The organism is Paenibacillus sp. O199, from assembly GCF_001636635.1.
GTDB classification, from domain to species: Bacteria; Bacillota; Bacilli; order Paenibacillales; family Paenibacillaceae; genus Paenibacillus; species Paenibacillus marchantiae.
Genome location: NZ_LGRP01000017.1, coordinates 54,737 through 77,783, shown reverse-complemented (window position 1 = coordinate 77,783; position 23,047 = coordinate 54,737). Strand labels below are relative to the sequence as shown.

The following is a 23,047-nucleotide window of genomic DNA, read 5'->3' as shown; positions in this document are numbered from 1 at the left end:
GACATCATTTATTCCGTTAACGACGGGTAACGCCAGTCATCTTCATCACTCTGTTGTTGCTCGCTAACATCTACGTGTATACCTGAACGTTTCCAGCGAATGAGCATGTCGTCTGTCATGTAGTGGTAACTAAGATTGAGATGTTTCAGTTTTTTGATCTTATCACTAGCGAGCAGCGCCTCTGCCCCTTCATCAGACAACGTGCCCTCTGACAGATCCAGGATTTCAAGTTGATCCAGAATGGGTGCCTCAGCCGCAGCTTTCGCAATCTCATCCTGAATTTCACTGTCTTTCAGACCCAGGTATACGAGCTTTGGAAATAAGCCCTGTTCCAAAAGTGGAAGTACATCTTGAAGTGAACCGTCGAATCCATAATCATCCACGCCCAGATACAGCTCAAGCTTACGCAATTCAGGCAACTTAGCCCGGGCAATTGAAGCTAACACGCTTTTGGGAAGACCACCGCAAATAATGATTAATTCTTCAAGTTTGGCATGTTCGATGGGTTCCAGACTTAGTCCGCTGCTGCCCTTCACTGAGAATGACTTCAATTCAGGAAAAGCAGCCAATAGTGGTGTGAGATCCGTCTGAATAATCCATGATACTTCGCATTCTTCAAAGCCCATATCTCCGATGAACAGTTTCTTCAAAGAAGGAAAGCTGGGAGCCAGCTCGATGAGCGTGCCCATAAATTCATCCGGCGAATTTTCATAAGCCTGCCCCCAGTCTCCAATAATCAGACTCTCCAGCGAACCAGCCTCCGGTTTGGCAGCCAGTTCCCTAATCAACGTTTCCATACGAATACCGTTCTCATAATCATCATAAGACACCGTAAGCTTCACTTCTTGCATAAGCAAATCCCCTCCGTTTGAGTTCATTGATGATTCGTTAACTTGAATGTTAACCCATACTGTACAAGACTTGCAACTTCTTCCAACCCCGGTCCTAATGCGCTGCTCAAACGTGAAATATCCGTATTTTTTATATAGGTACAAGAACGTACGTTCCGATATTTTCACTAAAAAAAGCGGGATTTATTTTGGGTCCCACGTATTGGCTTTAAACGAATCTGCTCCACTCATAAAAATAAAAAAACGTTAATGGTCGGTGAAGCATTCCACAGGAATGACTCTTACCTTCCACTAACGCTTTGATATTTAAGCAAGGCCATAATTCACCTTATACATTCATATTCATATGAGCTGATTCGTTTGAATCTCAGCCTTTCAGGCTGGATACGAGCGCTCTCAGGGCATGGCCCCGGTGACTGATCGCCTGCTTTTGCTCCAGCGTAAGCTCGGCCATCGTCATCTCATATTCAGGCACATAGAAGAGTGGGTCATATCCAAAACCGCCACCACCGGCTGCCTCAGCTGTGATCCAGCCTTCCACCATGCCTTCTGATTCATACTTGTCTCCGGTTGCCGGATCATACAGCACCAATGCACAGACGAATCTTGCTGGACTCAAAAGCGGTTGCTCCGTATCCTCACCGGATTTGAGCGATTCCAGCGCTTCAAGCAGTTTGGCATTGTTCTTCTCATCGGTTGCACCCTCGCCTGCATACCTCGCAGAATACACTCCCGGGTCACCGTCCAGCAGATCCACGCACAATCCCGAATCGTCAGCTAGGACAGGCAAACCAAGAGCATCGCCCACCGTTTTGGCTTTCTTCCAGGCATTATCTGCAAAGGTTACGCCATCCTCAACAACATCCGGCAGCTCCGGATAGTCGAACATGCTTTTGACCTCTTTGCCCAGTGGAGCGAATGCATGAGCGAATTCACGTACTTTCCCTGCATTACGGGTTGCGACAATGATAATTGGGCTATCCAGACTCATGTTAGGCTTCTCCTAATCCACGAGCACCGATCTTGAGTGCAATGGGTCCGAGAACTTCTTTTTGACGCTCAATCATCTCCAGAATGCCCTGCTCACCCAGCTCCAGCATCGCGTTCAGCTCACGACGGTCAAATGGTGCTTCTTCACCTGTTCCCTGAAGCTCCACATATTTCCCGCCGCCTGTCATCACGAGGTTCATATCTACCTTGGCTTTGGAATCTTCATCATAGTTCAGATCCAGCACAGGCTGTTCTCCAACTACACCCACACTTACCGCTGCAATGAAATCCGTAATCGGGAATACTTGCAATTTATGCTGTTGGGCAATTTTGTTCACCGCGAGTGCCAGAGCTACAAACGAACCAGTAATGGACGTTGTGCGTGTACCTCCGTCTGCTTGAATTACATCACAGTCCAGTGTAATCGTACGTTCACCAATCGCCTGCAAGTTAACGACCGAGCGCAGTGCCCGGCCAATTAGACGCTGAATTTCCATGGTGCGTCCAGTCAATTTGCCGCGGTTCGCTTCACGTTGATTACGGGTATGTGTTGCACGTGGCAGCATGGAGTATTCAGCTGTTACCCAGCCTTTACCCTGCCCTTTCATAAAGGGAGGAACACGTTCCTCCACCGTAGCTGTACAAATAACCTTGGTATCTCCCACTTCAATCAGTACAGAACCTTCGGCGTATTTATTCGTGTTAATTGTTAAATTCATCGGGCGCAGCTGGTCGCTGGTTCGTCCGTTAGATCTCATCATTTCTGCCTCCTACGACTTAAGCATCCTGTAATGTCGAGCTTGTTCACACTTTTACTAATCCCTTCTATATTACCAAAGAGTTCACTTAAAAGCATCCTGTCCCCCAAAGAGTTCTACCAACAGTAGGCTAAAACGCCTTTGTGACTTAAATTGGAATTTCATTGATATATTCAGGCTTCGATACTGGGGCACTGTAATCCCGATTATCATCACTCATGACTGTCTTTTGCCCATTCCATTCGATCTGGACTTTAGCTTCCTTGCCAGCTGTATTCTCGGCCGTAGTCAATACAACGGATTGCAGCAGTTCACTTGGCACGACATCTCCCTCAGTGAACATATCATCTTTGAGTGCAACCGTTACGGTTCCATCCTCAGACGTTTTGACCGATTGCAGCTGCGTTCCGCCCGTCATAACCTCTTCCAGCTCGCCGCCTTTGGCTGGCCCCTTGATCAGTTCATTCAACGCCGCCTGCACCCGGTCTCCACCTGGTGTCACTAGACGTGTAACCGGGACGTAATATTGAATGCCTGCTGGCGAAGCGGCTGAGAAATAAACCGTTACCGGACTGCTGTTGGTCGTGAATGTATCACCCAAATCAAGATTAATGCCTACCGCCCGATTCAGCGGTTCCGGCAGCGGTGTGCTGTTTACTGGCATTTGCGTTAACTTTTTGCCGTCTACCCAAATCTGTACATTCTGCACATCTGGTGTGCCGGTGAGAGTCCAGGTGACAGCCTCCAGCATTTTGCGCTCGTTCTTGGCATCATACTTGGCAAAATTGCCGGAGAACTCCACGACTGCCAGTTTATCATCCGAATGAATCGTTACGTTCTGAACAACGGTACCCTGCGGGAGAACGCCCTGAAATCCTTCAGGCAACATCCCAGCATATGGACCACCCGTCACAAGTGTATCCAGAGCGGTCTTGGGACTGCTGACGTCCGTGCCCGACGGAAGTGTCATGGATACTGGAGCCAATAAACCTTGCTGGTCCTGCAGATACACGGTTGTAAGTGGCAGCTTGGCAAGTGATCCGTTGCCTTCGGCCGCCTGAATCATGGCCGCTTCCTGAATCGGCGGCGGTGGATCAATAGCCTCGGAGGACTGTGCCCCAAACATACCACATCCGGATAACACCACAGGAATACTCAACAGTGCAGCTGCAGAAGCTGTACGCAAATAACGGATCTTACTCATGATCACGTTCCCCCTCATCATTTTTACAGTTTGTACTACCATGTATACGAGCCTTTGCCCAAAAAATAACTACTTTTTAAACAAGCTCATCATGCATAAAACTGAAAACAGGCTTTCCATCCCCATCGAGGGATAGCAAAGAAACCCAAAACGGTTAATAACGTATTAGGATACAAGTGTAGGGACAATGCTAACTTCAGAGGAGGAATCGCCCATGGAACATCCGGAGCAAGAAAAAATCCCTTACAGCCTGAATAGCCGTAAAGTGGCAGAGGCAACGAGGGAATGGCTGCACAAGCGGGGCGTTACGATCCCTGAGATCGCAGAACTGGTCATGATGCTGCAAAATAAGTATTACCCAGGTCTAACGATGGAAGAATGTATCGACAATGTGGAGAAAGTATTACGCAAACGTGAGGTGCAGAACGCAGTCCTGACAGGTATTCAACTGGACTTGCTGGCAGAGCAAGGCTTACTCATTTCTCCTTTGCAGGAGATGATTGAGAATGATGAAGGGTTATATGGCGTGGATGAGATTCTCGCATTCTCCATCGTCAACGTATACGGAAGTATCGGATTTACGAACTACGGTTATGTAGACAAGCTAAAACCCGGTGTGCTTGAACGTTTAAACGACAAGAGTCTCGGGCCTGTGCATACGTTTCTGGATGATATCGTGGGGGCCATTGCCTCAGCGGCCAGCAGCCGGATTGCGCATCGCAAACAATCGGAGCTTGAAGAAGCTTTGGGAGAAAAACCTGTCAGCGATGATATCGTATAATTTGCATGTGTAATAGGAGTTGGAAATGAACGAACCAAGTAAATTCAACAATCAGACTTCTTCTGATCATGACAAAAAGGCGGCCACGAAGGCCGCTTCTTTTGTGTTGATTCACTTATTTTTGTAATACGCTATTTCAGATGCTCCTGTCTTCCCGCTCCCGCCAAACGATACACCTCAGCCCATTTCTGTTCCGCTGCTGGCTTAGGCTGTACACGACTGGGTCCAATTGTAATTTCCGGGCCTTTGCGTTCTCTCAGCATGCCACGAAGTACCGTAATACCAAGAATGCTCAAGCCAGTAAACACATACATCAGACGCAAAATCACATTGCCTGAATCAGAGCCGGTAACCATGCCATGGAACAATAAACCGATGAATACGGGATAAGACAACATATGGAACATAAACCACCATTTGCGGCCGAGCTTGTTACGCAGATCACTGGATAGCAGAACGATCACCAAACCATAGAAGGATAACGTGCCCAGTCCGCTGCCGATCGGATGTACTGAAGCCGTAAACGGAATGAGCAGTTCACTCCAGGTGAATGGACTATAGTGATCAATATATAGGGTTAACGCATGCACGAGCCCAAGTCCAAAGGCGAGCCAGGTCGTTCGGGTATGCCATTTAAACATGGCCGCTTTAGGTTTGCCTTTAGCCATGGGCATGCCTTGAGCAATTCCCAGAAATACCCCCGCAAAGAGCAGCAAATAAGCGGCGATCCCACTAATTCGAATGATATTCCACGTCGGCAGGTAATCTACAATCCATTGCGCCATAACCGGCTCCCCCATATCTGATAGACTTGTCGTTTATATAAGACTGAAGCGGTGATCCGGATCGAAACCAGGCCAGCGTTCAGCGAGCGTGTCGGTATTTCCTCTAAAATAAGTGCTCCCATCCCGGGTCATCCACAGGACATCATGCCGGTCGTAATGACGGTTTAACCAACCTACTGCATCGGCACTTCCCAAAATACAGACGGTCTTGGCAATAATCTCACATTGCGAAGTATGCTGGCCCAGAACGGTACACTGTAGCACATCCGTATCTGCTGGCTCCATCGTCCGGGGATCAATTAAGTGATGTGAAAGGCTTCCGTCCGTATTCTGCCACTGTCTTCGTACCACTCCTGAAGTAGCAATTGCACCTTTCCTCAATTGAATATTCCCTATCAGATTACGCTCCTCCTGATAAGGATCGGTGACTTGCACGGACCACATCGGATGAAGTGTTGTCCCCCATGCCTGAATATCTCCACCTGCATTGATTAATCCGGCTGAAATATGAAGTGTACGTTGCAGCCAATCGGCGATACGCTCAACGGCCCAACCCTTAACAATGCCCCCAAGGTCCAGCTCAGTCCCAGGGTCTTTATGAACCATTCGGCTGCCTTCCCTTTGAATCCAACGTGGGCGGCTATAGTCATATTCGTCTCTCAGCATATCTGTTATATCCAATTGTCGGATGTCCAATCTGCGTTCGGTTCCAGATTGCTGAAGCTCTCTTTGTTGCAGCTGCTCGAAGCTGGCATCGTAACCAGAAGCCCGTAGAGCCTGAGAAATACCTGGCTGAAAAATCCCTTCCGTCTGTCCAATATAACCGTATGCCAAACTTAACACTTCATCCATTGCTGCGGAGATGGGCATCCATCCTGTGCAACGATTCAGACGATTCAATTCACTGTCTGCCACAAATCGGCTGAAACGCTGTTCCTGCGCTTCGAACCAATTCTTCACCAAGGCTGCTGCATGCTCAGCTTCTTCCCGTCCTGCGGCTAACTGAACTTCCACGTCCGTGTTCATCGCCCGGAAGCGGAACTTAAGAAGACGGGAGACTTGCTCCGTGCGGCTCATGATGCACCCGTGCGTGACTGATAATTGCCACGGCTGTATCCGGAGTCTGTATCCTGATTGCTGTTCTGATCTGTTATCCAACCGCCCGAAGACCTGCCTTGATTCGAACCGATGGCATTGCTTCCATCGGCCGTTCCCTCATCCAGGCTATAGCCCTCATTGGACGATGCATCGGAATTGCCATCTGCGTTGTTCGTCCATTCGTCCATGACATCATCCTGAGCATCTATCTGAGTAGAAGCTGTACTGCTTATATCGGTACCATTAGCCGCCGCATAAGCGACATCAAAGGCATCAGAAGTTCTTACATATTGAAAGAGTGCAGCCACGGTCAACGTTGCTGCCGCTGAGGCTTGCCATTTTCTCCATTGATTTCGTTTTTTCCTAGTCATCGCTCTTCCCTGCTTTCTCTGGCGAAGTTCATGCATTTATCATAGAAGTGCTGCCTTAAAAGAAGATGAATGAACGGTTAAGAGAGACTAAAGCTTTCATTTATTGGAGTCGTTACACGCAAAAAAAAAGACTCTGAACAGGCAGTTCTCCTGGTCAAAGTCTTGTCATCCTAAGTATTTTCGATAAAAAAGAACACTCCGTCGGGCTGCTGCTCCTGTACTATACGCTCCCGCCGGATCAATTCCTGCAGGTGCGCCAAAGTCTCGCTCATCGCAAAACGAAGCTGATGTGTTCCCAATCGGTCACCAAACATAAACACACAGATATCATACGCATTCGTCGGTGCTTCCCGGATTCGCTCCATCATCTTCTGAAGGCGCTCTTCATGATGAGTAAGCAGATGAACCGTTCGATCGCCAAAATGGCCAAACGGATTCCGATGCCCTGGATATGCCACTTCTACATCCAAAGCCCCCAGTCGATGCAGCCCTTCCATATAAGACAATAAAGGCTGATCGTCACTTCCCGGCTGCAGGCTAATATTCGGTGAGATCTGCGGCAATACGGCATCTCCACACAAGATCTCCCTGGATTCTGGCGCATAGAAGGATAGATGTCCTGGCGCGTGACCACCTGTTTCTACAGCACGCCACTTTTTCCCGCCCATAACCAACCATTCGCCATCTTCAATCGGTGTCACTACGGGAAGTGGCGTAATCTGTGAGATGAATCCCTCCATATGTTCACGGATCTGCTGCGTCTTTTCTTCCGGCATTCCATGGTGACTATAATATTCAGGCAAAACTGTATTTATAGTTGCCTCCGTTCCCCACATGTAATCCGCTTCCTGGCGGGATCGTGTGGACATTCGAACAGGCACACCCGTTTGCTGCTGTATCCAGCCGGACAACCCCAGATGATCGGGGTGATGGTGGGTCAGTACAATCTGACTAATATCCTGAAAAGTTAAATTGAAATCTGCGAGTGCTTCGTGCCACTCCTGTTCCGTCTCAGTACTGCGTGGTCCCGGGTCAACAATCGTTATTGTTCCATCCGGTTCATGAAGCACATAGCTGTTCACCCAACGCAGTGGAAAAGCCATTGTAATCTTAACCCGATGCATGCCTGCTGGCATGGGAATGGATTCCGTTCGCTTCATTAATATTCTCCTCCAACTCTACTGCTCCGGCCGATGACCGACAAAAATCATCCGCGGCGATGTCTGCTCATCGTACTTCTCTTCATCATAACCGCCATGTACCTGATCCACCACGAGTCCTGCCTCGTGAAGCAGATCACGTAGTTGTTCGCGAGTGTACAGCTTGACGCGTTCCTGATAGATTCGTGGTTTTTGGCCCGATTCGGTATCGGTAATGTGAATTTCTTTTTGCACAAATCCATCCTGGATCTTGCGAAATTCCTCAATATTCTGTCCTTCGCTTTCACGTGTTGAATGCTGCACCAGATGACGAGTCACATAAGCCGTGTTCATGAAATCAATAATATAGCTGCCCCCCGGCTTCAGCATCCGATGAATGGCGCGTAACACTCTTAGTTGCTCTCCATCCTCTCGGAAATAGCCAAATGAGGTAAATAGATTGACCACGGCGTCAAATCCGCCCTTCAGTGGAAGCTCGCGCATATCGGCGTGATACCACTCTACACGATGTTCGGTATCCATGCTGCGTGCTTCACGCAGAAGCACATCAGACAGGTCGATTCCGGTCACCTGGAAACCAGCATCTGCAAGGGCCAGAGAATGTCGGCCCATACCACAGCACAGGTCAAGTACCTTGGACTTTGGCTGAAGCTTTAACCAATTAATCATTTTATGTACTTCCTGATATGCACCCTGCACATCCCGATGTTTGTACACAAGAAGGTAGTCTTCTCCAAAACTCTTTTCATACCATTCCGTCATTACGTATCGCCCTCCACATGGTCACTGGCCCAACTATCCGTAATACGCTGTTCTATCAGCCGGATCATATCTCTATAGCTTTTAGCCATTGTATCGTCTTTATCCTTCAAACTCAAAAATTTCCAAGGATCGTCCACATTGAACGGCCGGAAACCACACGATATAATGTTAAACATAGTCAGGCCCACGCGAATCGGTTAACTATACATAGAAGATTGATATATAACTACTATGGCATCTTCACTTCATGAACGCCATTAGACGACTAAAATATAACTCGACATCAGAAGAAGCAGCAGGAGGTGTTATTTATGATTCGGATTGGACTTACGGGCTGGGGAGATCAGGAAGATTTGTACCCGAACCGTACCAAAGCGAAAGACAAGCTCCGTCTGTATGGACAATATTTTACGACCGTGGAGGTAGACAGTTCCTTCTACGCCGTTCAGCCTCGGGATCGGATGGCACGCTGGGCAGCGGAGACGCCGGAATCCTTTGCTTTTATCGTCAAAGCCTATCAAGGGATGACCGGACATCTGCGGGGAAAACCCTATTTCACAAGCACCTCGGAGATGTATAAGGCCTTTCGCGAATCCTTGGAGCCTGTCATGGAAGCAGGCAAGATGCAAGCGGCCTTGTTCCAGTACCCGCCGTGGTTTGAATGCAATCGGGACAATGTCAATGAACTGCGTGAAGTAAAACTGAGAATGGAAGGCATCCCGTGTGCCCTCGAATTTCGTCATCGCAGCTGGTATGAAGAGGGCATGCGCGAACGAACGCTTGCATTTCTGAAGGAACAAGGCTGGATTCACAGCGTCTGTGATGAACCTCAGGCGGGGCCAGGATCTATCCCTATTGTACCCGAAGCTACCGATGCCGAGATGACGCTGGTACGTATGCATGGGCGCAATGTATCAGGCTGGCATCAGAATGGTGCGCCCAATTGGCGCGAGACCCGCTATCTGTATCGTTACAACCAGGAAGAGCTGCTGGAGTGGAAAGGTTATTTGGAGCAATTGCAAGAGCAGAGCAAAGATGTCTATGTGATTTTCAACAACAACTCGGGCGGCGATGCTGCTGCCAATGCACAGATGATGATGGAGCTGCTGGAGCAGCCCGTGAAGCCCTTTCCTGACCGTACGGAGCCGGAGCAGGAAGAGGGACCAGAGCAATTGGAGCTGTTTTAACAACACGTTTAATTCGGAAGCTGAATGGAATATTTCCATTCATAACGAAAAAAGCGGCAAGCCCTTAAGGCTGTGCCGCTTTTTTTTGTCGTTAGGCTATAAACAGATGAACTCATGATTGCTGTACTAACGTTGTGCAGCTGTAACCGAAGAGTCGAGCGAAATCTGGTTCAGCTGCTGATTCATTTTATACGCCTCAATCCCGGCCAGGAGTACAATGCCGATACCGTGCGTATCGTTCAGAATCCATCCCAGATCGTCCCGGTAATAGAGTGCGGTAAAGGAGTAACCGGAACCTCGACATACACCGTACACGTTGCCTTTATAATCAATGGACAGACGCGTCATGCCCTCCCATCCTTTGCGCACCGCATCCAGGTAGGCCTTTGGCTGCTCCAGCCAGCCTTCACGAATACCGCGGGCATAAGCGTAGATGAACATCGATGTGCAGGAGGTTTCCTCATACGAATCCGGACGGTTCAGTACTTGATGCCAGAGTCCATTTTCACCTTGCAGCGCCAGATACCCCTGACATAAATCCCGATAAAAACTCAGCAGTTCTGGCCGTTTGACGTGATCGCTTGGCAGAATCGACAGTAGTTCGGTTAGTGAAAACAGAACCCATCCGTTCCCGCGCCCCCATGGTATACCTGTCGCCTGTCCACGCACAAAATCATACACATGGGACATGATCTGTTGTTCGGGAATATACAGATATTTGCGAAACATCAGGAACTGGTTGATTGCATCCTCCCAATAAGAAGTATCTCCCGTCAACTGACCGTACCGCATCAGGAAAGGTGTGCTCATATACAGATCATCACACCACATCGTTTCCTGGCGCATCTCCCCGCTGCCACGAACACGGTAAAAGGCCCCGTCTTCCAGACGTTCCTGTTCATCCGTAATATAGCCCGCAATACGATCTGCGGTATCCCTGCCTCCACGAATGTCGCCGAGTTCCATCGCTGCCAGCAAAGTAGATCCAAACGAACCGCAATCATCCAGACTGTCGATTGCAGACAACTGATTATTAATTCCCGCGGCGCCGTACCCTTCCCGATCCCACAGACCATAACGGTCAAACGACGTACTCAGGCCGATATGGTCCCGCACATACTGAACATAGTCGTCACGTCCCAACTCCTGTCCAAGCTGAAGAAGTCCAAGGAGGGTGACACCGAGTGGATAATTCCATTTGCCATAATGGGTATTTTCCAAATAGGGACGGACACTCGTTTCAGGAAGATCTACATGCCAGTACACGCCATGGGCTCCATCATCAAATACGGTATCTGTGACCACGATGTCTTGGGGAGATGGTTCAGAGCCTGGGGAAAATGCACCCGTATACAGCCACGCATCGGGACATCCTGCAACCGGATGAGGTGGTCTTAATCTCCAGCCTTTTGCAGTGGGAGCCTTCGCATCCTCCAGTTTGAATCCCCACAACTCGCTCCCAGCCTTGGTTTCACCTTTCGCTACCAGATCAGATGGACCATAGCGGCGAGGCAGTTCAATACGAAAATTGCCGCTTTGCCCAGCGGAATATATTTCCTTTCCATCAACGTACAGGTTGAGAGCACCCTCATGTTTCCCTTGCAGCAGAACAGGTGTCGATCCCGGTTGGATGACATCCAGTTTGGACCATGCGTACGCAACAGCCGGCTGCTCTGTCCCAAAGATTCTGGCGAAAGCTCCAGCGTTCTGTTCCCCTTCTGTCCAGTCCCTGCGCGGATACCAGGAGAGGCCCGTTTCTTCTTCAGTCATGCCATCACGAGGGAGTGATGATAAAGGTTCATCGACGGGTTCCGAGTACAGCCAGCCCTCCTGTCCATGGCGGTCCACACCAGGTGTGAGGAAGTGAAGCGGAAAGTTTTTAAATGAGGCCGTTCCGTAGATCCCGCCGAATCCCACCTCTGTTTTTACAAAACAAAGCATTACATCGTTCCAGCCATATTTCACGTAAATCGGAATCTGGGTTCTGCGCTCGAGAAATAATTCCTGCAATAGCTCAGATTTGAAAATCTCTTCTCCGTTCACATAGACCGTCACCGGACTATAACAGTTCAGTCCCGTATTTAACGTAGCCTCCTGCTGGCTCCACAACTTGCCCCATACGTATACGTACTGTCCTGCACGAGCCTCTTTCCACTTGGCATCCAGATTCAGATCATAACGATAATCCCCCAGTCTGCGGAAGCCTCCACGGTGGTACGCTCGGAACAAAAAGGAGTGTTTCGGATGATCCCCAATATAACGCTGTGCCATGGTAGTCAAAATATCCGGAATTGAATCATACACCTTGCCTGCAATCGCCTCGTTCTCATGAAAATAACGAATGATCGTCAGCTCCCTTCCTATACCTTGATTCGTTCGGTTAGTCGCAATGTCTCGCCAGCCTTCACTTCAACCACCTGCTGATCCGCCGTAAACCAGACGGTGATCGCGGACGGATTGTGGATGATGGACCTATCTGCTGAACACTCCAGGCGTTTGACCGCTTTCCAGTAAGCAATCACTTCGATGTTCGTTGCGTACCAGATATCATCCCGGCCACCAATCTGCTCAGCAAACTGCTCTATAATCTGCCAATTGTCGTTATCATTGAATTCATAGCTGTGACCCCATACATATAACAAGAGTGGCGTACCTGTCTTCGTATGCTGGATAAATCGCTCGGCATGGGCCGCCAAATTATGGTTGTGGTGGCATGTTGGATGCCATTCGAGCGGCCGCTCAGGCAGTGTGTACCTGCCGTGGGATTCAACCGTGCGTGCATAATCGATGCCAAGCCATTCGAGCTTGGTGCTGAGTGAACGGTCATAACCTCCATTCGGATAGGCCATACCTCTTACCGGATAACCGACAAGCTGTTCCAGCGATCTCCGATCTTCCATGATCTCTTCGGTCAGCAGCTCATCCGGGACATAGGGCAATGTGGGATGGGTGACCGTATGTACAGCCACTTCATGCCCGGCATATAACTTCGCAACTTCTGTCGTCTCAATTCGGCCAGGCTTGCTCAGGGTACCGGAATTCAGATTGAATGTGCCCCGCAGCCCATGTTGATTGAAAATTCCCACCAGTCTGCGATCATGCACCACACCATCGTCATAACTGAACGTCAAGGCCTTCATCACGCCACCTGGGTAGCGGTCAAACTGGATACGATGTCCCATCTTGTTCCTCCTCCCACTTCAATTGCTTTTTCCGGCTTTTCATTTTCCTTGCTGTAAAACAGCAGATCAACGATCCTTCTACCTCCTTAAGGAATAAATCCGTTTATCTTGGGAGGTTTATTCTTCAGCTGATACATGACCGGCTTCCTGCAAACTGTGGCTGCCCGAGTCAAAATACGTACCTTCCAGCAGTCCGATTAATGTATTGGTAACGCGTACTTCAATATCGTTCTCCCCTGCTCGCAGCCACAAGGCTTCTCCCGTCCAGCGATATGGAGACCAGCATCGAACGCCCAGACTGTAACCATTCACCCGTACTTCTACCACATCCTGCACCTGCCAGTTACTGAATTCCAGTTCAAAAGACGCGACCTCTTCAGCAGGCTGATCCACCCAGAAGCTTCGTTTGTAACTCATCTCTCCTGCAAAATGGGGATACAACGGCTGTGGCTCTGGCCCAATTCGGATCGACGTATCCGGCTCACGAACGAGAGAGACCATGCCTTCATGATGGAATTCCACGCCAAACCGCCCTTGCAGATACAGCGGATCAACGATACCTTCTTCATCCCTCGTGACCTCTAAGGTAACGATCATTTCATTCAGGCCACTGCGCAACAACTCAGTTATATTGCAGCCAATATTATGGTGATCGGTAATTTCAATTGGCTCAAATAGATCAGGTCCGATCGGTTGACCGTTGATTTCCATGGTCCAGTCACCTGATATCGCTGCCCTGTCCATGAATAACAGACATTCTTCCAATGCCGTTCTCAGCTCAAATGTAGTTGTATACTTGCACTGGATTGGAAAGGCAACGGATGCTTTCTTCGGTGTACCAAATACCTGATTAAACTGGAGCGGCAGATGATGGTTCTCCGACAATTCAGCCGCCTGATCAATAAAGGGCTTGACGGTAACATGATTACGTTCAAAAATTACACCGTTGTCATTGGAAGCTGTTACGTTGAACTGCCCCATCCGTAGTGTGTTGGACTGCACCGTTTCCAGTCGCCATGGCCCCTCCGCAGGAAGCTGAATCGTATAGGGTGCGTTCTCAATCTCAGTAACTAAACGATCCGCGCCAGACTTCGTCCCTGTTTGGTTCAGAGCAAAAGAATTCTCCTCTGATGCCTCTTGAGCATGTTGTAAAGTAAGCCTCACCACATGTGCTTCATAGGGAGCAAGCTTTAACGAAATGCACCATTCACCACCACTGCTGGTAAACGGCAATGATTCACGCTGTCCTGTCTCCAAATCGAGCCGTTCCGCCAGCAGACGTGTACCCGTCGAAAGATCCACATCCGTCCATAAACGCTTGGCTACCATTTTCAATTGCCCTTCAAGTTGTTGTCCTTCCTGGTTGGACAAAAAGATCATAAACTCTCCGTCCGATAATTGACGGGTCTGCATAAGCAGCGACGCACTTTCTTCTTCCATGATCCAACAGATCGGTTCGGGCAGTACCTGATCCAGCAGCAGGGAGATCAGTTCCAAGGAGAAGTCATCCCCGCGACCTGTTCCAGCAGGTAGAAAATAGGCATTTCCCTGTCCCTGCAGCCACATCAATTCGCTGCTGTCATGACCTGTTTCGTCTGTATTGCCCCAATATGCCTCGTGCGGCTGGTTGCCTGCTCCAAAGAACTGAGCGGCCTCATTTCCTGCAGGGCTTCCTGGCTGGATGGCTACATGCGGAGGCATGCCTACCGATATGACCGTTCCCCCCTGTTCTACGAACTGCATAACCTGCTGCCAGGCTGCTGCCTCCAGGTTCAGCATCGGTGGAAGAATCAGCACTTCATAACGTGCAACACCAATCTGAATTGTGCCCTCGGCCAGCACAGCTTCCGCTAACAGCTCGGGGTCCAGATGATCATAGTCACGTCTGTTTTCGAGCAGATGCGAGGTGATCCGCATCCAATCGTTCGTGAGACGATCCAGCTTCGCCCGTTCTGCTTCGTCTTCTCCGCCATATTCGAACCCGTGTAACGGATTGCCCATCAGGCTCCAGAACGTGGTCGTTGGATCAAGCACGGCAATACGAATATCCGCAGTCCCGGTGCTCATCAGATAGCTTAAACGTCCTGTGTAATCTCCCAACTGCCGGAAGTGACGCCAATACGGGTTCTGTAAAAACTGGGACGGCGGTGCATCATGCTTGGCGAGTCCGCCGATGGTATAGAAAAAGGCGTGGAAATTAAAAAAGTTGGTGCCCATGGCTGCCATGCGGTCAATCATCCATTTGGCATCCTGTAAAGTCATCGACCAGCCCACACTGTGAAAACACTCAATCAGATTGCGGCTTCGGCCAAGCTGTCTGGCAAGCGAGCTGACCATCTTCGGATTGTCGCGCATCTTCTTGCCATACCGTTCCAGAATCCAGGATAAGGGGCGTCCGATTTTCTCATGTGCTGAATCTCCACCTGGCATATGACTGAACAACTGCGTGGTCATCCGTACCCCGGGCACTTCTGCCGAATACTGAATCCCTGCCTCTTCACACCAGTCATGTACCTGTTTGTGATACGACTCCCTGAGCAGCAGATGTAGCGACTGATAATAGTCATACCTGATACGTTCTGCGTCTGGGACATCGCCATGCAGCAGAGCAGGTAGGGACTCAATCAGACTGTAACCGCAGCGTTCACTGAAATAGCCGGGAAGCTGTGGAGACCAGGGGATACGCCCAAGCGGCGCAATTTCATCGGAGAACATGCCTTTGATTACGCTTTCAAACTGTTCTCCAATTGCTTCCTTATACCGTTCGTGGGTCAGTTCAATAAAACGGCTCATCGCTTCCTTGTGACACGGGTCTACAAAGTTGCCGTAATATTTGAAATCATCCATCTCTTCTTCCTGAAATATAATCACGTCCCATTCCCCAGCGGGAGCTTTCCATGACAGGCGGAAAGCCGTTCGGTATGTAAAAAACCGCTTGCGATTATACGACGTGAGCCCTGTCTCCTGATAGACCTGATCAATCTGGATATTGCCGATGTTATTGCGCAAATCAATGGATTCATGCCACAATCGTTTGCCCTGCGCATCCTTGGGTATTGCCTTCGCCACTAGAATTCGACCCCACGGCAACTCATGATCCACTGTATCTCCGCCATGAACACGAATCTGCTGATGCACAAGCTGGCGCTGCTTCGCCTCGGGAAAATCAAGTGTCACCTCACCGCCAGCCATCCCACTTGGATAGGGATACTCGTCATATAACCATACCTGCATACCGCAGGCAGCCGCCGCTTCCACTGCAATCCGTACCTTGTCAAACCATGCTTCGGACAGATAGGGAATCTCTAGCCCCTGACGTGGACAGATGAAAAAACCACCTACGCCCTGTGCAGACATTTCGGCTATTTGTCGTTTGATTTGCTCTTCTTCCATATCCCCATTCCAAAACCAAAAGGGATGAACCCGGTACTGCGCCTCGGGATTTTCAAATGCATCCCCGTTCCACATGTCGCTTCCTCCCTGTATGAAGAGTGGTCGTCCATCTACCGATAACGTTCATTTAAGTTCAAATAGGTTTGTTTTGCATTGATTATACATCAAAATCTAAATACTGGAAGCTATAATTCACAAAAAAAGAGATGAAGATCGTTTTTTAAATAGCCTGAACTAACTAGGGATACACGGAAATGCCCGGCTGCCACCTTTGCACTACAAGAAAGGCTGCCGGGCTCTGGAACATCAATCTACTTCAGTGCAGCGTACAGCTCATTCACTTCTTTGACATAATCGTCGCCACCACTGCTTTTCCACAGTGCTACAGCATCATGGAAACCTTTTTCATCAATTTGCCCCACGATGAATTTGATACGGGCATCATTAATGATGTTATCCAGCTGTGGTCCTTTCTGGGCATACACATCGGAAATCAGCGGTTCGCCAGGATTAGCAATGACGATTTCCTCATTGGCTTTCTGCACTTGTGCAACCTTTTCGCGAACAGGTGTCTGTTGCACACGAAGCGTTTTGTCCTCTGGAATAAACATAAGGATCTGATTCAGACCCTGTACATCTCGCAGCGCTAGTTTGTCAGTTGTCGGAATGATGTAACCCTCTTTTTTCTCATACTGCTTGCCTTCCAGACCGTTCCCTAGCAGTGCCTGCAATTCAGGTTCATTCAGCTGATCCAGGAAACTCAGCACCTTTTTCAAGTCTTCTTCCGTTTTAACACTACTTTTGGAAATAGCAATCATGCCGGAATAGCCGGATGTTGGCATGTCACGCAAACCGTTCGGACCCTCCATTGCCTGAAGCACATCCACATGCCCAGTTGCTGACGGATCTTTCTCCAGAATCTTCTGATCCATGCGCTGTGCGTTATCTGCTACATCCACCATTACGCCTGCTTGCCCGTTCACAAACGGATCGGACAACTTGGTTGCATCCATCACGGCAAAGTCCTTGTTGACCAGACCTTCGCTATAGATTTGACGGAAAAATTTCAAAGCTTCCATATATTCTGGAGTCTCGTGTGCCGGCATCAAACCTCCGTTACCATCCTCGCCCCACTTGTTGGGTGCACCAAACCAAATCTGCATATTATCCCAAGGACCTGTGAATTTGCTCGCCACCAGACCGTAGGTATCGTCTTTACCGTTGCCGTCTGGATCATCCTTCGTGAACGCTCTCAATACATTGTAGAACTCGTCAATGGTCTTTGGCTCTTCCAGACCAAGCTTCTCCAGCCAATCCTTGCGGATCGTGACACCGTTACGTCCGAGAGCACGTGCGCGGTAGATGCCATAGGTTTTGCCATCAATAGAAGCATTGTTAGTGATAATTTCATTCATCTTGCTGAGGTTCGGATAGTCTTTCAAATAAGGTCCAAGCTCCCAGAAAGCTCCAGTACGAGCCGCATTAATGAAACTTGGGGACTTACCCAGCACAACCATAACATCGGGCAGCTTGCCCGAAGCCAGTGTGATATTGAATTTATCCTCATAGGAGCTACTCGGTACCCATTGCAGATTCACATCCATCTTGGTCAATTCCTCAAGCTTCTGAATCACAGGACTGTTATCCGGCGGATTCTCCGCTTCAAAGTTCGGAAGCATAATCGTGATCTGATCCGTGCCACCCGCAGCTGTTCCTGAACCTGCTTTGTCCGTTGAGCAAGCTCCCAGAATCGTACTCAATACCAATGATGCAGAGAGTAGCAATGCGCCTTTTTTGAATCCCGTCTTTTGTCCCATACGTTCTCCCCCTTGGCTTTAACCTTTAATTGAACCTAACATGACACCCTTGGCAAAATGCTTCTGCAAAAACGGATACACCAGCAAAATCGGGATGGTACCAACCACAATTACCGCCATTTTAATGGACTGCTCCGGTGGCTGTACAAAATTGGGGTCCATGTTTGCCATATCTCCGACACTGGCCTGTGAGAGCAGAACGATCTGTCTCAGCATGACTTGCAATGGCCATTTGTCACTGTCGGAAATGTACAGGAGTGCCGAGAAAAAGTTGTTCCAGTGGCCTACGGCGTAGAATAACGCAAAGGTGGCAATCACCGGTTTGGACAATGGCAGAACAATTCGCCACAGTACCCCAAGATCCGAACAGCCGTCGATGCGGGCCGCTTCCTCCAGCCCTGGCGGCATTTGTTGAAAAAAGTTTTTGACAACAATTAAGTTAAAAGCGCTGATCGCGCCAGGAAGCATGAGGGCCCAGTAGGAATCCAGAAGTCCAAGTCCACGAATGACGAGATAGGTCGGGATCATCCCGCCGCCGAACAACATGGAGAAAATCACCATGTTCATCATGACATTTCGGCCCCAGAAGTCACTTCGGGACAGTGGGTAAGCCATCGTCAGTGTGAAGAAGAGATTGACCAATGTACCTGCAACCGTAACAAATATCGAAACCCCTATACTGCGGAAGATGGTGGACGAGGAAAAAATATACTCATACGCACTGAACGAAAACACCTTCGGAATAAGGAAAAAACTGCGTTCGGTAATCTCGGCTTCGGTCGCGAATGAATTTCCTATAATATACAGGAAAGGAAGGACGGTTAATATGCCCAGAATCCCCAGAATGACGTAATTGAAAATATCAAATACTCTGCCGGAAGGGCTGTTGTATAGACGGCTGTTCATGGGCGATTTCCTCCTTATGAATGGATGTCAACACACGCTTAATAGATCCCAGGATGCCCGAATTTCTTGGCCAGTTTGTTGCTGCCCAGCACCAGAATAATGCCGACCACTGACTTGAATAACCCAACCGCGGTACTGTAACTGAATGCACCTTGCGTAATCCCGACGGTGTATACATACGTATCAAATACATCTGCCACATCACGATTCAGCGAGTTGGTCATCAGATAGATCTGTTCAAAACCGGTATCCAGAAAGTTCCCCAGCCTGAGAATGAGCAAGATAACAATGGTCGTGCGAATCGCTGGAAGCGTGATGTGCCACATGCGCCGTAATCGACCTGCACCATCCACAATCGAAGCCTCATACTGCTCTGTATCCACACCTGCCAGTGCTGCAAGGAAGATAATTGTTCCCCAGCCCATCTCTTTCCACATCATCTGAACAATAATGAGCGGACGGAATGACCCCGGACTTGCCAATACATCGATCGGTTTGCCTGTGATCCAGGAAATCAGGTCATAGAGTACCCCGCCTTGCGGAGTCAGGAATACATAAGTGATACTCGCGATAATGACCATGGAAACAAAGTGAGGTACATAGACCAGCGTCTGAATCGTTCTTTTGAAGAAAGCGACCCGGATTTCATTAAGTAACAAAGCGATGATAATCGGTGCCGGGAAAAAGAATATAAGATCATATAGGGCAAGGACGAGCGTATTCCTCAGCAATCGGAAGAAGTCCGGATTGGAGAAGAAATTCGTAAAGTTCTCCATACCCACCCATTGACTGTCGCGAATGCCCAGAAAAGGTTGATAGTCCTGGAAGGCAATAACGATCCCCCACATAGGCAAGTATTTAAAAATGACAAAGTACAAAAATCCGGGAAGCACAAGCACGTACAGCCATTTATTTCGTTTGATCTGCCTCTTCCAGTTGGACTCCCGCTTCATCGGCAATGCGGCCATATCCACTTGAGCTGCTGTAGCGCCATTTCCATTCCAGTCCGTCTTCCCGTTCATAATGTCTCCCCTCCCCATTTATGTAAGCGTTATCAATCGACCTGTTATTCAGACTATACAGCTGCCTTGTTTCCGGCAACCTTCATTTTTTGCATGGTTGCGCAAAGTGGTCCGAAAGCCCGCTATAACGCCATTCCTTCTTCAATTTGGATATACTTTGGCAAAGGTTATTGCACATTTTTGCAGCATTATCCTTCTTTGTTTCCGAGGTGAAACATGAAAAACCGGAGTCCCATGAAGCGGGATTCCGGTCAATGATGAAGTCTTATGAACAGGTTTATTTACCTAGCCATTGATCCCGATACTGGCTCGGGGTTAAACCTTCCTGTTTCTTGAAAATCCGATTAAAGTAACTGTGCTGGTATCCAACAGCTCCTGCGATATCATTGATTTTCATCGTGGTCTCACGCAGCAATTGCTTCGCCGCATCCATTCGTACCCGTGTTAAATAATCAATGAAATTCATGCCCGATACTTGCTTGAATGCCTTGCTTAATGCATAAGGGGTCATCTGCTCCGCATCTGCACAGCCTTCCAGGGAAAGTTCGTTTCTATAATTCTCATCAATAAACAACATCGTACGTTCCACTACCTGCTTCAGCGGCTCCTGGGAACGCATCTCGATCTCCTGAACATATGGCAGCAATACTTCTCCGATCATCCATTTCATCATTTGTGCAGGTTCGCGAATCGTGGACAAGCGCTCATACATGTTGCAGCCACCAAACAGCTTGTAAGGCGTTACCCCGGTCTGCAGCATCATATGCTGAATACTTCCCAGCAATTGAAGCATCATCTGCTGCACCTGGAATTCGGAACTGCCCGCTTGGGTGATCTCGGTCACAAATTGCTCCAGTACACGCTCAGACTCATCCTTCTTCCCAAGCCTGATCGCCTGAAGGATCTCACGTTCCAGCCCCAGTGGATACGAGGCTTCTTCCGTTCTGCGGAAACATTGCTCATCCTCCAAATCGAGAATCTGGCTCCCGTCCTCCACGCTGCGATAAGCAACCGCCTGCTCCATCTCCATGAATAATCCCGGCAATTCCTGCGGGGAAGCAGCAGGACGACTTACGATCACCGTCACGTTCATTTTCAAAGTCTGACCTATGACCTCCACCAACTCTTGTCCCCATAATAACGCTTGTGATTTCACAGGCTCGTCGTTGGGAGCAATCACAAGCATGGCTGAAGACAGGTCGTGAAAGTTCATTACACTAATTTGACTGAAAACATTTTTGGCAACTTCTTCAATGATATTAACTGCTGCAAAGGTAACCAGCCCTGTATCCTGGCTCCCAAATCGACCCTGTAACTGGGCATAGCCCGTAAAATACATCTGAAGCAGCAAAAACTGCTGGTCTTCCACCTCAAATCCAAGATTCCTCATCCGCTGCTGAAGATCCTGCTCGTTATAGGCATACAGATGCCCCTGCACCAGTTGTAATACAAAACTGTCCCGCAAATGGGGAAGCTGCTCCTGTAATTGTCGATGGGCGGTCAGACTCTGCGAAGTCAATTCGTTCCACTGTTGTTCCAGCAGCTGGAATTCATCTAGCCTGGTATCTGTTGTCGTTTCACTCCTGCCCGGCGTCAATAAATGGAGCATCCTTGCTACGGGAGAGTATATTCTGCGTGAAGCAAACCAGGATAATACCAACCCCAGGATAAGACTGCCAGCACTCGCAATGACGATGATTTTGGATACGAGCTTCACCGGTGAGGTCACCGATGTCAGCGGAGCTGCGGAGACATACGTCCAGTCCGAATCAATCCGACTCAGTGATCCATAGGACACGGAATAGGTTTCGTCCTCATATTTGAACAGGAATGAATGGTTGTCTGCATGCAGGGCTACTTCTTCTTTTAGCTGCTGCTCAAAAGCAAGATCGGTCTTCCCTGCTACCAGATTACCGGTAACCAGTGTATTACCCTGTTTATCCATGAGGAACGTTAACCCTTCATCATAAGGAGTAAGCGTTTTCAACAAGCTGGCGACTTTCTCATTATCCAGCGTAATGATCAGCGCACCAAATGGATTAATGCTTTCACCCGGAATCTTATGTACAAGAACCAGTGCATTACCCGGATCGGTATGCAGTATACTATCATTCGTTTGAGATGCTTTATCACTACTCTGGCTCGCAATCCAGTCTGTCCAATACACATGGTTGCCCATCGTCAGATAGCGGTTGTAGGCCTGTATTTTTGCATCATCCTTCAATTCGTTATAATCCCGGTTAAACAAAATCGGTTTCGGTTCCTGCAAATATAGCTGCGCGGATTTGATGAGCGGATGAGAGCCTTGCAACACGTATAGTGTGGTGACGATCTCCTGTGTTTCGTTGAAATAATACACAAAATCCAGTGTTCGCAGCGCATTGCCAAACCTGGGTTCAAAAGCCCAATGGGACAAGGTCATCTCCAAATAAGCGAGTTGGTCGTCCACGTTGCGCGCCCGGTTCTCAATCTGGCTTTGGTGCATCTGATTAAATTCATTTTCCATCCGGCCAACGACCAACTGATACATCACGATTCCTGTAATCAGTCCGGGAATGCTGGCAATGAGCAAAATAAGCATCAGGCTGTTTCGATAAAAACGCCCTTTATGTCGTCCTGTGGTTAACCCTGGCCAACGCGTGAGTCTGCCGGAGGATCTTACCTTCCTAACTGGTTCCATCAGTGCTCACCTGCTTGCTTGCGTATGCTCTGACTGTCATGGGAACTCCCTCAACTCCCCTGCTGAATGGTTTACATGAGAATATATGGATGAAATCCGT

General features: G+C 48.8%; 18 protein-coding genes. 2 read left to right on the top strand and 16 right to left on the bottom strand.

Annotated features, from left to right (window positions below; genetic code table 11):
• Nucleotides 1-8: 8 nt before the first annotated feature.
• The 4 genes from A6049_RS21995 to A6049_RS21980 form a co-directional block, all read right to left on the bottom strand.
• The gene (locus A6049_RS21995; protein ID WP_063566702.1) at nucleotides 9-851 is read right to left on the bottom strand and encodes an STM4015 family protein; all 843 of its coding nucleotides are present in this window, start codon (nucleotides 849-851) and stop codon (nucleotides 9-11) included.
• A gap of 367 nt (nucleotides 852-1,218) precedes the next feature.
• A complete protein-coding gene (locus A6049_RS21990) occupies nucleotides 1,219-1,842 on the bottom strand; it encodes an XTP/dITP diphosphatase (RefSeq protein ID WP_063566701.1) in 624 nt (207 codons plus the stop codon).
• A 1-nt stretch (nucleotide 1,843) separates the two neighbouring features.
• Nucleotides 1,844-2,602 carry a ribonuclease PH gene (gene rph / locus A6049_RS21985; protein WP_063566700.1) on the bottom strand — a complete coding sequence of 253 codons (759 nt, stop codon included), beginning with the start codon at nucleotides 2,600-2,602 and terminating at the stop codon, nucleotides 1,844-1,846.
• A gap of 145 nt (nucleotides 2,603-2,747) precedes the next feature.
• The gene (locus A6049_RS21980) at nucleotides 2,748-3,803 is read right to left on the bottom strand and encodes a GerMN domain-containing protein (RefSeq protein ID WP_063566699.1); all 1,056 of its coding nucleotides are present in this window, start codon (nucleotides 3,801-3,803) and stop codon (nucleotides 2,748-2,750) included.
• Nucleotides 3,804-4,017: 214 nt separating this feature from the next.
• Between A6049_RS21980 and A6049_RS21975 the strand changes: the two genes are divergently transcribed.
• Nucleotides 4,018-4,584, top strand: coding sequence for a phosphatidylglycerophosphatase A family protein (locus A6049_RS21975; RefSeq protein ID WP_063566698.1), 567 nt, complete (start codon nucleotides 4,018-4,020; stop codon nucleotides 4,582-4,584).
• A 131-nt stretch (nucleotides 4,585-4,715) separates the two neighbouring features.
• Here the strand turns inward: A6049_RS21975 and A6049_RS21970 are convergent, their stop codons facing one another.
• The 5 genes from A6049_RS21970 to A6049_RS21950 form a co-directional block, all read right to left on the bottom strand.
• Nucleotides 4,716-5,369: a ferric reductase-like transmembrane domain-containing protein gene (locus A6049_RS21970; RefSeq protein WP_063566697.1), complete on the bottom strand. Its 654-nt coding sequence runs from the start codon at nucleotides 5,367-5,369 to the stop codon at nucleotides 4,716-4,718.
• 33 nt (nucleotides 5,370-5,402) lie between these two features.
• The gene (locus A6049_RS21965) at nucleotides 5,403-6,446 is read right to left on the bottom strand and encodes an FAD:protein FMN transferase (RefSeq protein WP_063566696.1); all 1,044 of its coding nucleotides are present in this window, start codon (nucleotides 6,444-6,446) and stop codon (nucleotides 5,403-5,405) included.
• Nucleotides 6,443-6,838 carry a hypothetical protein gene (locus tag A6049_RS21960; protein ID WP_063566695.1) on the bottom strand — a complete coding sequence of 132 codons (396 nt, stop codon included), beginning with the start codon at nucleotides 6,836-6,838 and terminating at the stop codon, nucleotides 6,443-6,445. The genes A6049_RS21965 and A6049_RS21960 overlap by 4 nt, the downstream gene beginning before the upstream one ends.
• 170 nt (nucleotides 6,839-7,008) lie before the next feature.
• A complete protein-coding gene (locus A6049_RS21955; RefSeq protein WP_063566694.1) occupies nucleotides 7,009-7,998 on the bottom strand; it encodes an MBL fold metallo-hydrolase in 990 nt (329 codons plus the stop codon).
• Between the two features lie 18 nt (nucleotides 7,999-8,016).
• On the bottom strand, nucleotides 8,017-8,760 hold the full coding sequence (locus tag A6049_RS21950; protein WP_063566693.1) for a class I SAM-dependent methyltransferase: 744 nt from the start codon (nucleotides 8,758-8,760) through the stop codon (nucleotides 8,017-8,019).
• Between the two features lie 311 nt (nucleotides 8,761-9,071).
• Here A6049_RS21950 and A6049_RS21945 point away from each other — a divergent pair, with 311 nt between their 5' ends.
• Nucleotides 9,072-9,947 carry a DUF72 domain-containing protein gene (locus tag A6049_RS21945; protein WP_063566692.1) on the top strand — a complete coding sequence of 292 codons (876 nt, stop codon included), beginning with the start codon at nucleotides 9,072-9,074 and terminating at the stop codon, nucleotides 9,945-9,947.
• Nucleotides 9,948-10,073: 126 nt separating this feature from the next.
• Here A6049_RS21945 and A6049_RS21940 read toward each other — a convergent pair whose 3' ends face one another.
• The 7 genes from A6049_RS21940 to A6049_RS21910 form a co-directional block, all read right to left on the bottom strand.
• Nucleotides 10,074-12,251, bottom strand: a complete 2,178-nt coding sequence (locus tag A6049_RS21940; protein ID WP_095206186.1) for a glycoside hydrolase family 88/105 protein — start codon at nucleotides 12,249-12,251, stop codon at nucleotides 10,074-10,076.
• A 56-nt stretch (nucleotides 12,252-12,307) separates the two neighbouring features.
• Nucleotides 12,308-13,129, bottom strand: a complete 822-nt coding sequence (locus A6049_RS21935; protein WP_063566690.1) for a polysaccharide deacetylase family protein — start codon at nucleotides 13,127-13,129, stop codon at nucleotides 12,308-12,310.
• A 117-nt stretch (nucleotides 13,130-13,246) separates the two neighbouring features.
• The gene (locus A6049_RS21930; protein WP_063566689.1) at nucleotides 13,247-16,597 is read right to left on the bottom strand and encodes a glycosyl hydrolase; all 3,351 of its coding nucleotides are present in this window, start codon (nucleotides 16,595-16,597) and stop codon (nucleotides 13,247-13,249) included.
• Nucleotides 16,598-16,833: 236 nt separating this feature from the next.
• The gene (locus A6049_RS21925; protein WP_063566688.1) at nucleotides 16,834-18,339 is read right to left on the bottom strand and encodes an extracellular solute-binding protein; all 1,506 of its coding nucleotides are present in this window, start codon (nucleotides 18,337-18,339) and stop codon (nucleotides 16,834-16,836) included.
• Between the two features lie 18 nt (nucleotides 18,340-18,357).
• Nucleotides 18,358-19,245, bottom strand: coding sequence for a carbohydrate ABC transporter permease (locus A6049_RS21920; RefSeq protein WP_063566687.1), 888 nt, complete (start codon nucleotides 19,243-19,245; stop codon nucleotides 18,358-18,360).
• A gap of 38 nt (nucleotides 19,246-19,283) precedes the next feature.
• Entirely contained in the window at nucleotides 19,284-20,213 is a 930-nt protein-coding gene (locus A6049_RS21915) for an ABC transporter permease (RefSeq protein ID WP_052016746.1), read from the bottom strand.
• 331 nt (nucleotides 20,214-20,544) lie between these two features.
• The gene (locus A6049_RS21910) at nucleotides 20,545-22,947 is read right to left on the bottom strand and encodes an AraC family transcriptional regulator (protein WP_095206185.1); all 2,403 of its coding nucleotides are present in this window, start codon (nucleotides 22,945-22,947) and stop codon (nucleotides 20,545-20,547) included.
• Nucleotides 22,948-23,047 lie beyond the last annotated feature (100 nt).

Bases quoted from the DNA above. Each gene is read 5' to 3' on its own strand.
- A6049_RS21965 (WP_063566696.1), bottom strand. From the start codon at position 6,446: ATGAGCCGCACGGAGCAAGTCTCCCGTCTTCTTAAGTTCCGCTTCCGG.
- A6049_RS21970 (WP_063566697.1), bottom strand. From the start codon at position 5,369: ATGGCGCAATGGATTGTAGATTACCTGCCGACGTGGAATATCATTCGA.
- A6049_RS21925 (WP_063566688.1), bottom strand. From the start codon at position 18,339: ATGGGACAAAAGACGGGATTCAAAAAAGGCGCATTGCTACTCTCTGCA.
- rph (WP_063566700.1), bottom strand. From the start codon at position 2,602: ATGATGAGATCTAACGGACGAACCAGCGACCAGCTGCGCCCGATGAAT.
- A6049_RS21920 (WP_063566687.1), bottom strand. From the start codon at position 19,245: ATGAACAGCCGTCTATACAACAGCCCTTCCGGCAGAGTATTTGATATT.
- A6049_RS21955 (WP_063566694.1), bottom strand. From the start codon at position 7,998: ATGAAGCGAACGGAATCCATTCCCATGCCAGCAGGCATGCATCGGGTT.
- A6049_RS21980 (WP_063566699.1), bottom strand. From the start codon at position 3,803: ATGAGTAAGATCCGTTATTTGCGTACAGCTTCTGCAGCTGCACTGTTG.
- A6049_RS21975 (WP_063566698.1), top strand. From the start codon at position 4,018: ATGGAACATCCGGAGCAAGAAAAAATCCCTTACAGCCTGAATAGCCGT.
- A6049_RS21945 (WP_063566692.1), top strand. From the start codon at position 9,072: ATGATTCGGATTGGACTTACGGGCTGGGGAGATCAGGAAGATTTGTAC.
- A6049_RS21910 (WP_095206185.1), bottom strand. From the start codon at position 22,947: ATGGAACCAGTTAGGAAGGTAAGATCCTCCGGCAGACTCACGCGTTGG.
- A6049_RS21995 (WP_063566702.1), bottom strand. From the start codon at position 851: ATGCAAGAAGTGAAGCTTACGGTGTCTTATGATGATTATGAGAACGGT.
- A6049_RS21960 (WP_063566695.1), bottom strand. From the start codon at position 6,838: ATGACTAGGAAAAAACGAAATCAATGGAGAAAATGGCAAGCCTCAGCG.
- A6049_RS21950 (WP_063566693.1), bottom strand. From the start codon at position 8,760: ATGACGGAATGGTATGAAAAGAGTTTTGGAGAAGACTACCTTCTTGTG.
- A6049_RS21935 (WP_063566690.1), bottom strand. From the start codon at position 13,129: ATGGGACATCGTATCCAGTTTGACCGCTACCCAGGTGGCGTGATGAAG.
- A6049_RS21990 (WP_063566701.1), bottom strand. From the start codon at position 1,842: ATGAGTCTGGATAGCCCAATTATCATTGTCGCAACCCGTAATGCAGGG.
- A6049_RS21930 (WP_063566689.1), bottom strand. From the start codon at position 16,597: ATGTGGAACGGGGATGCATTTGAAAATCCCGAGGCGCAGTACCGGGTT.
- A6049_RS21915 (WP_052016746.1), bottom strand. From the start codon at position 20,213: ATGGCCGCATTGCCGATGAAGCGGGAGTCCAACTGGAAGAGGCAGATC.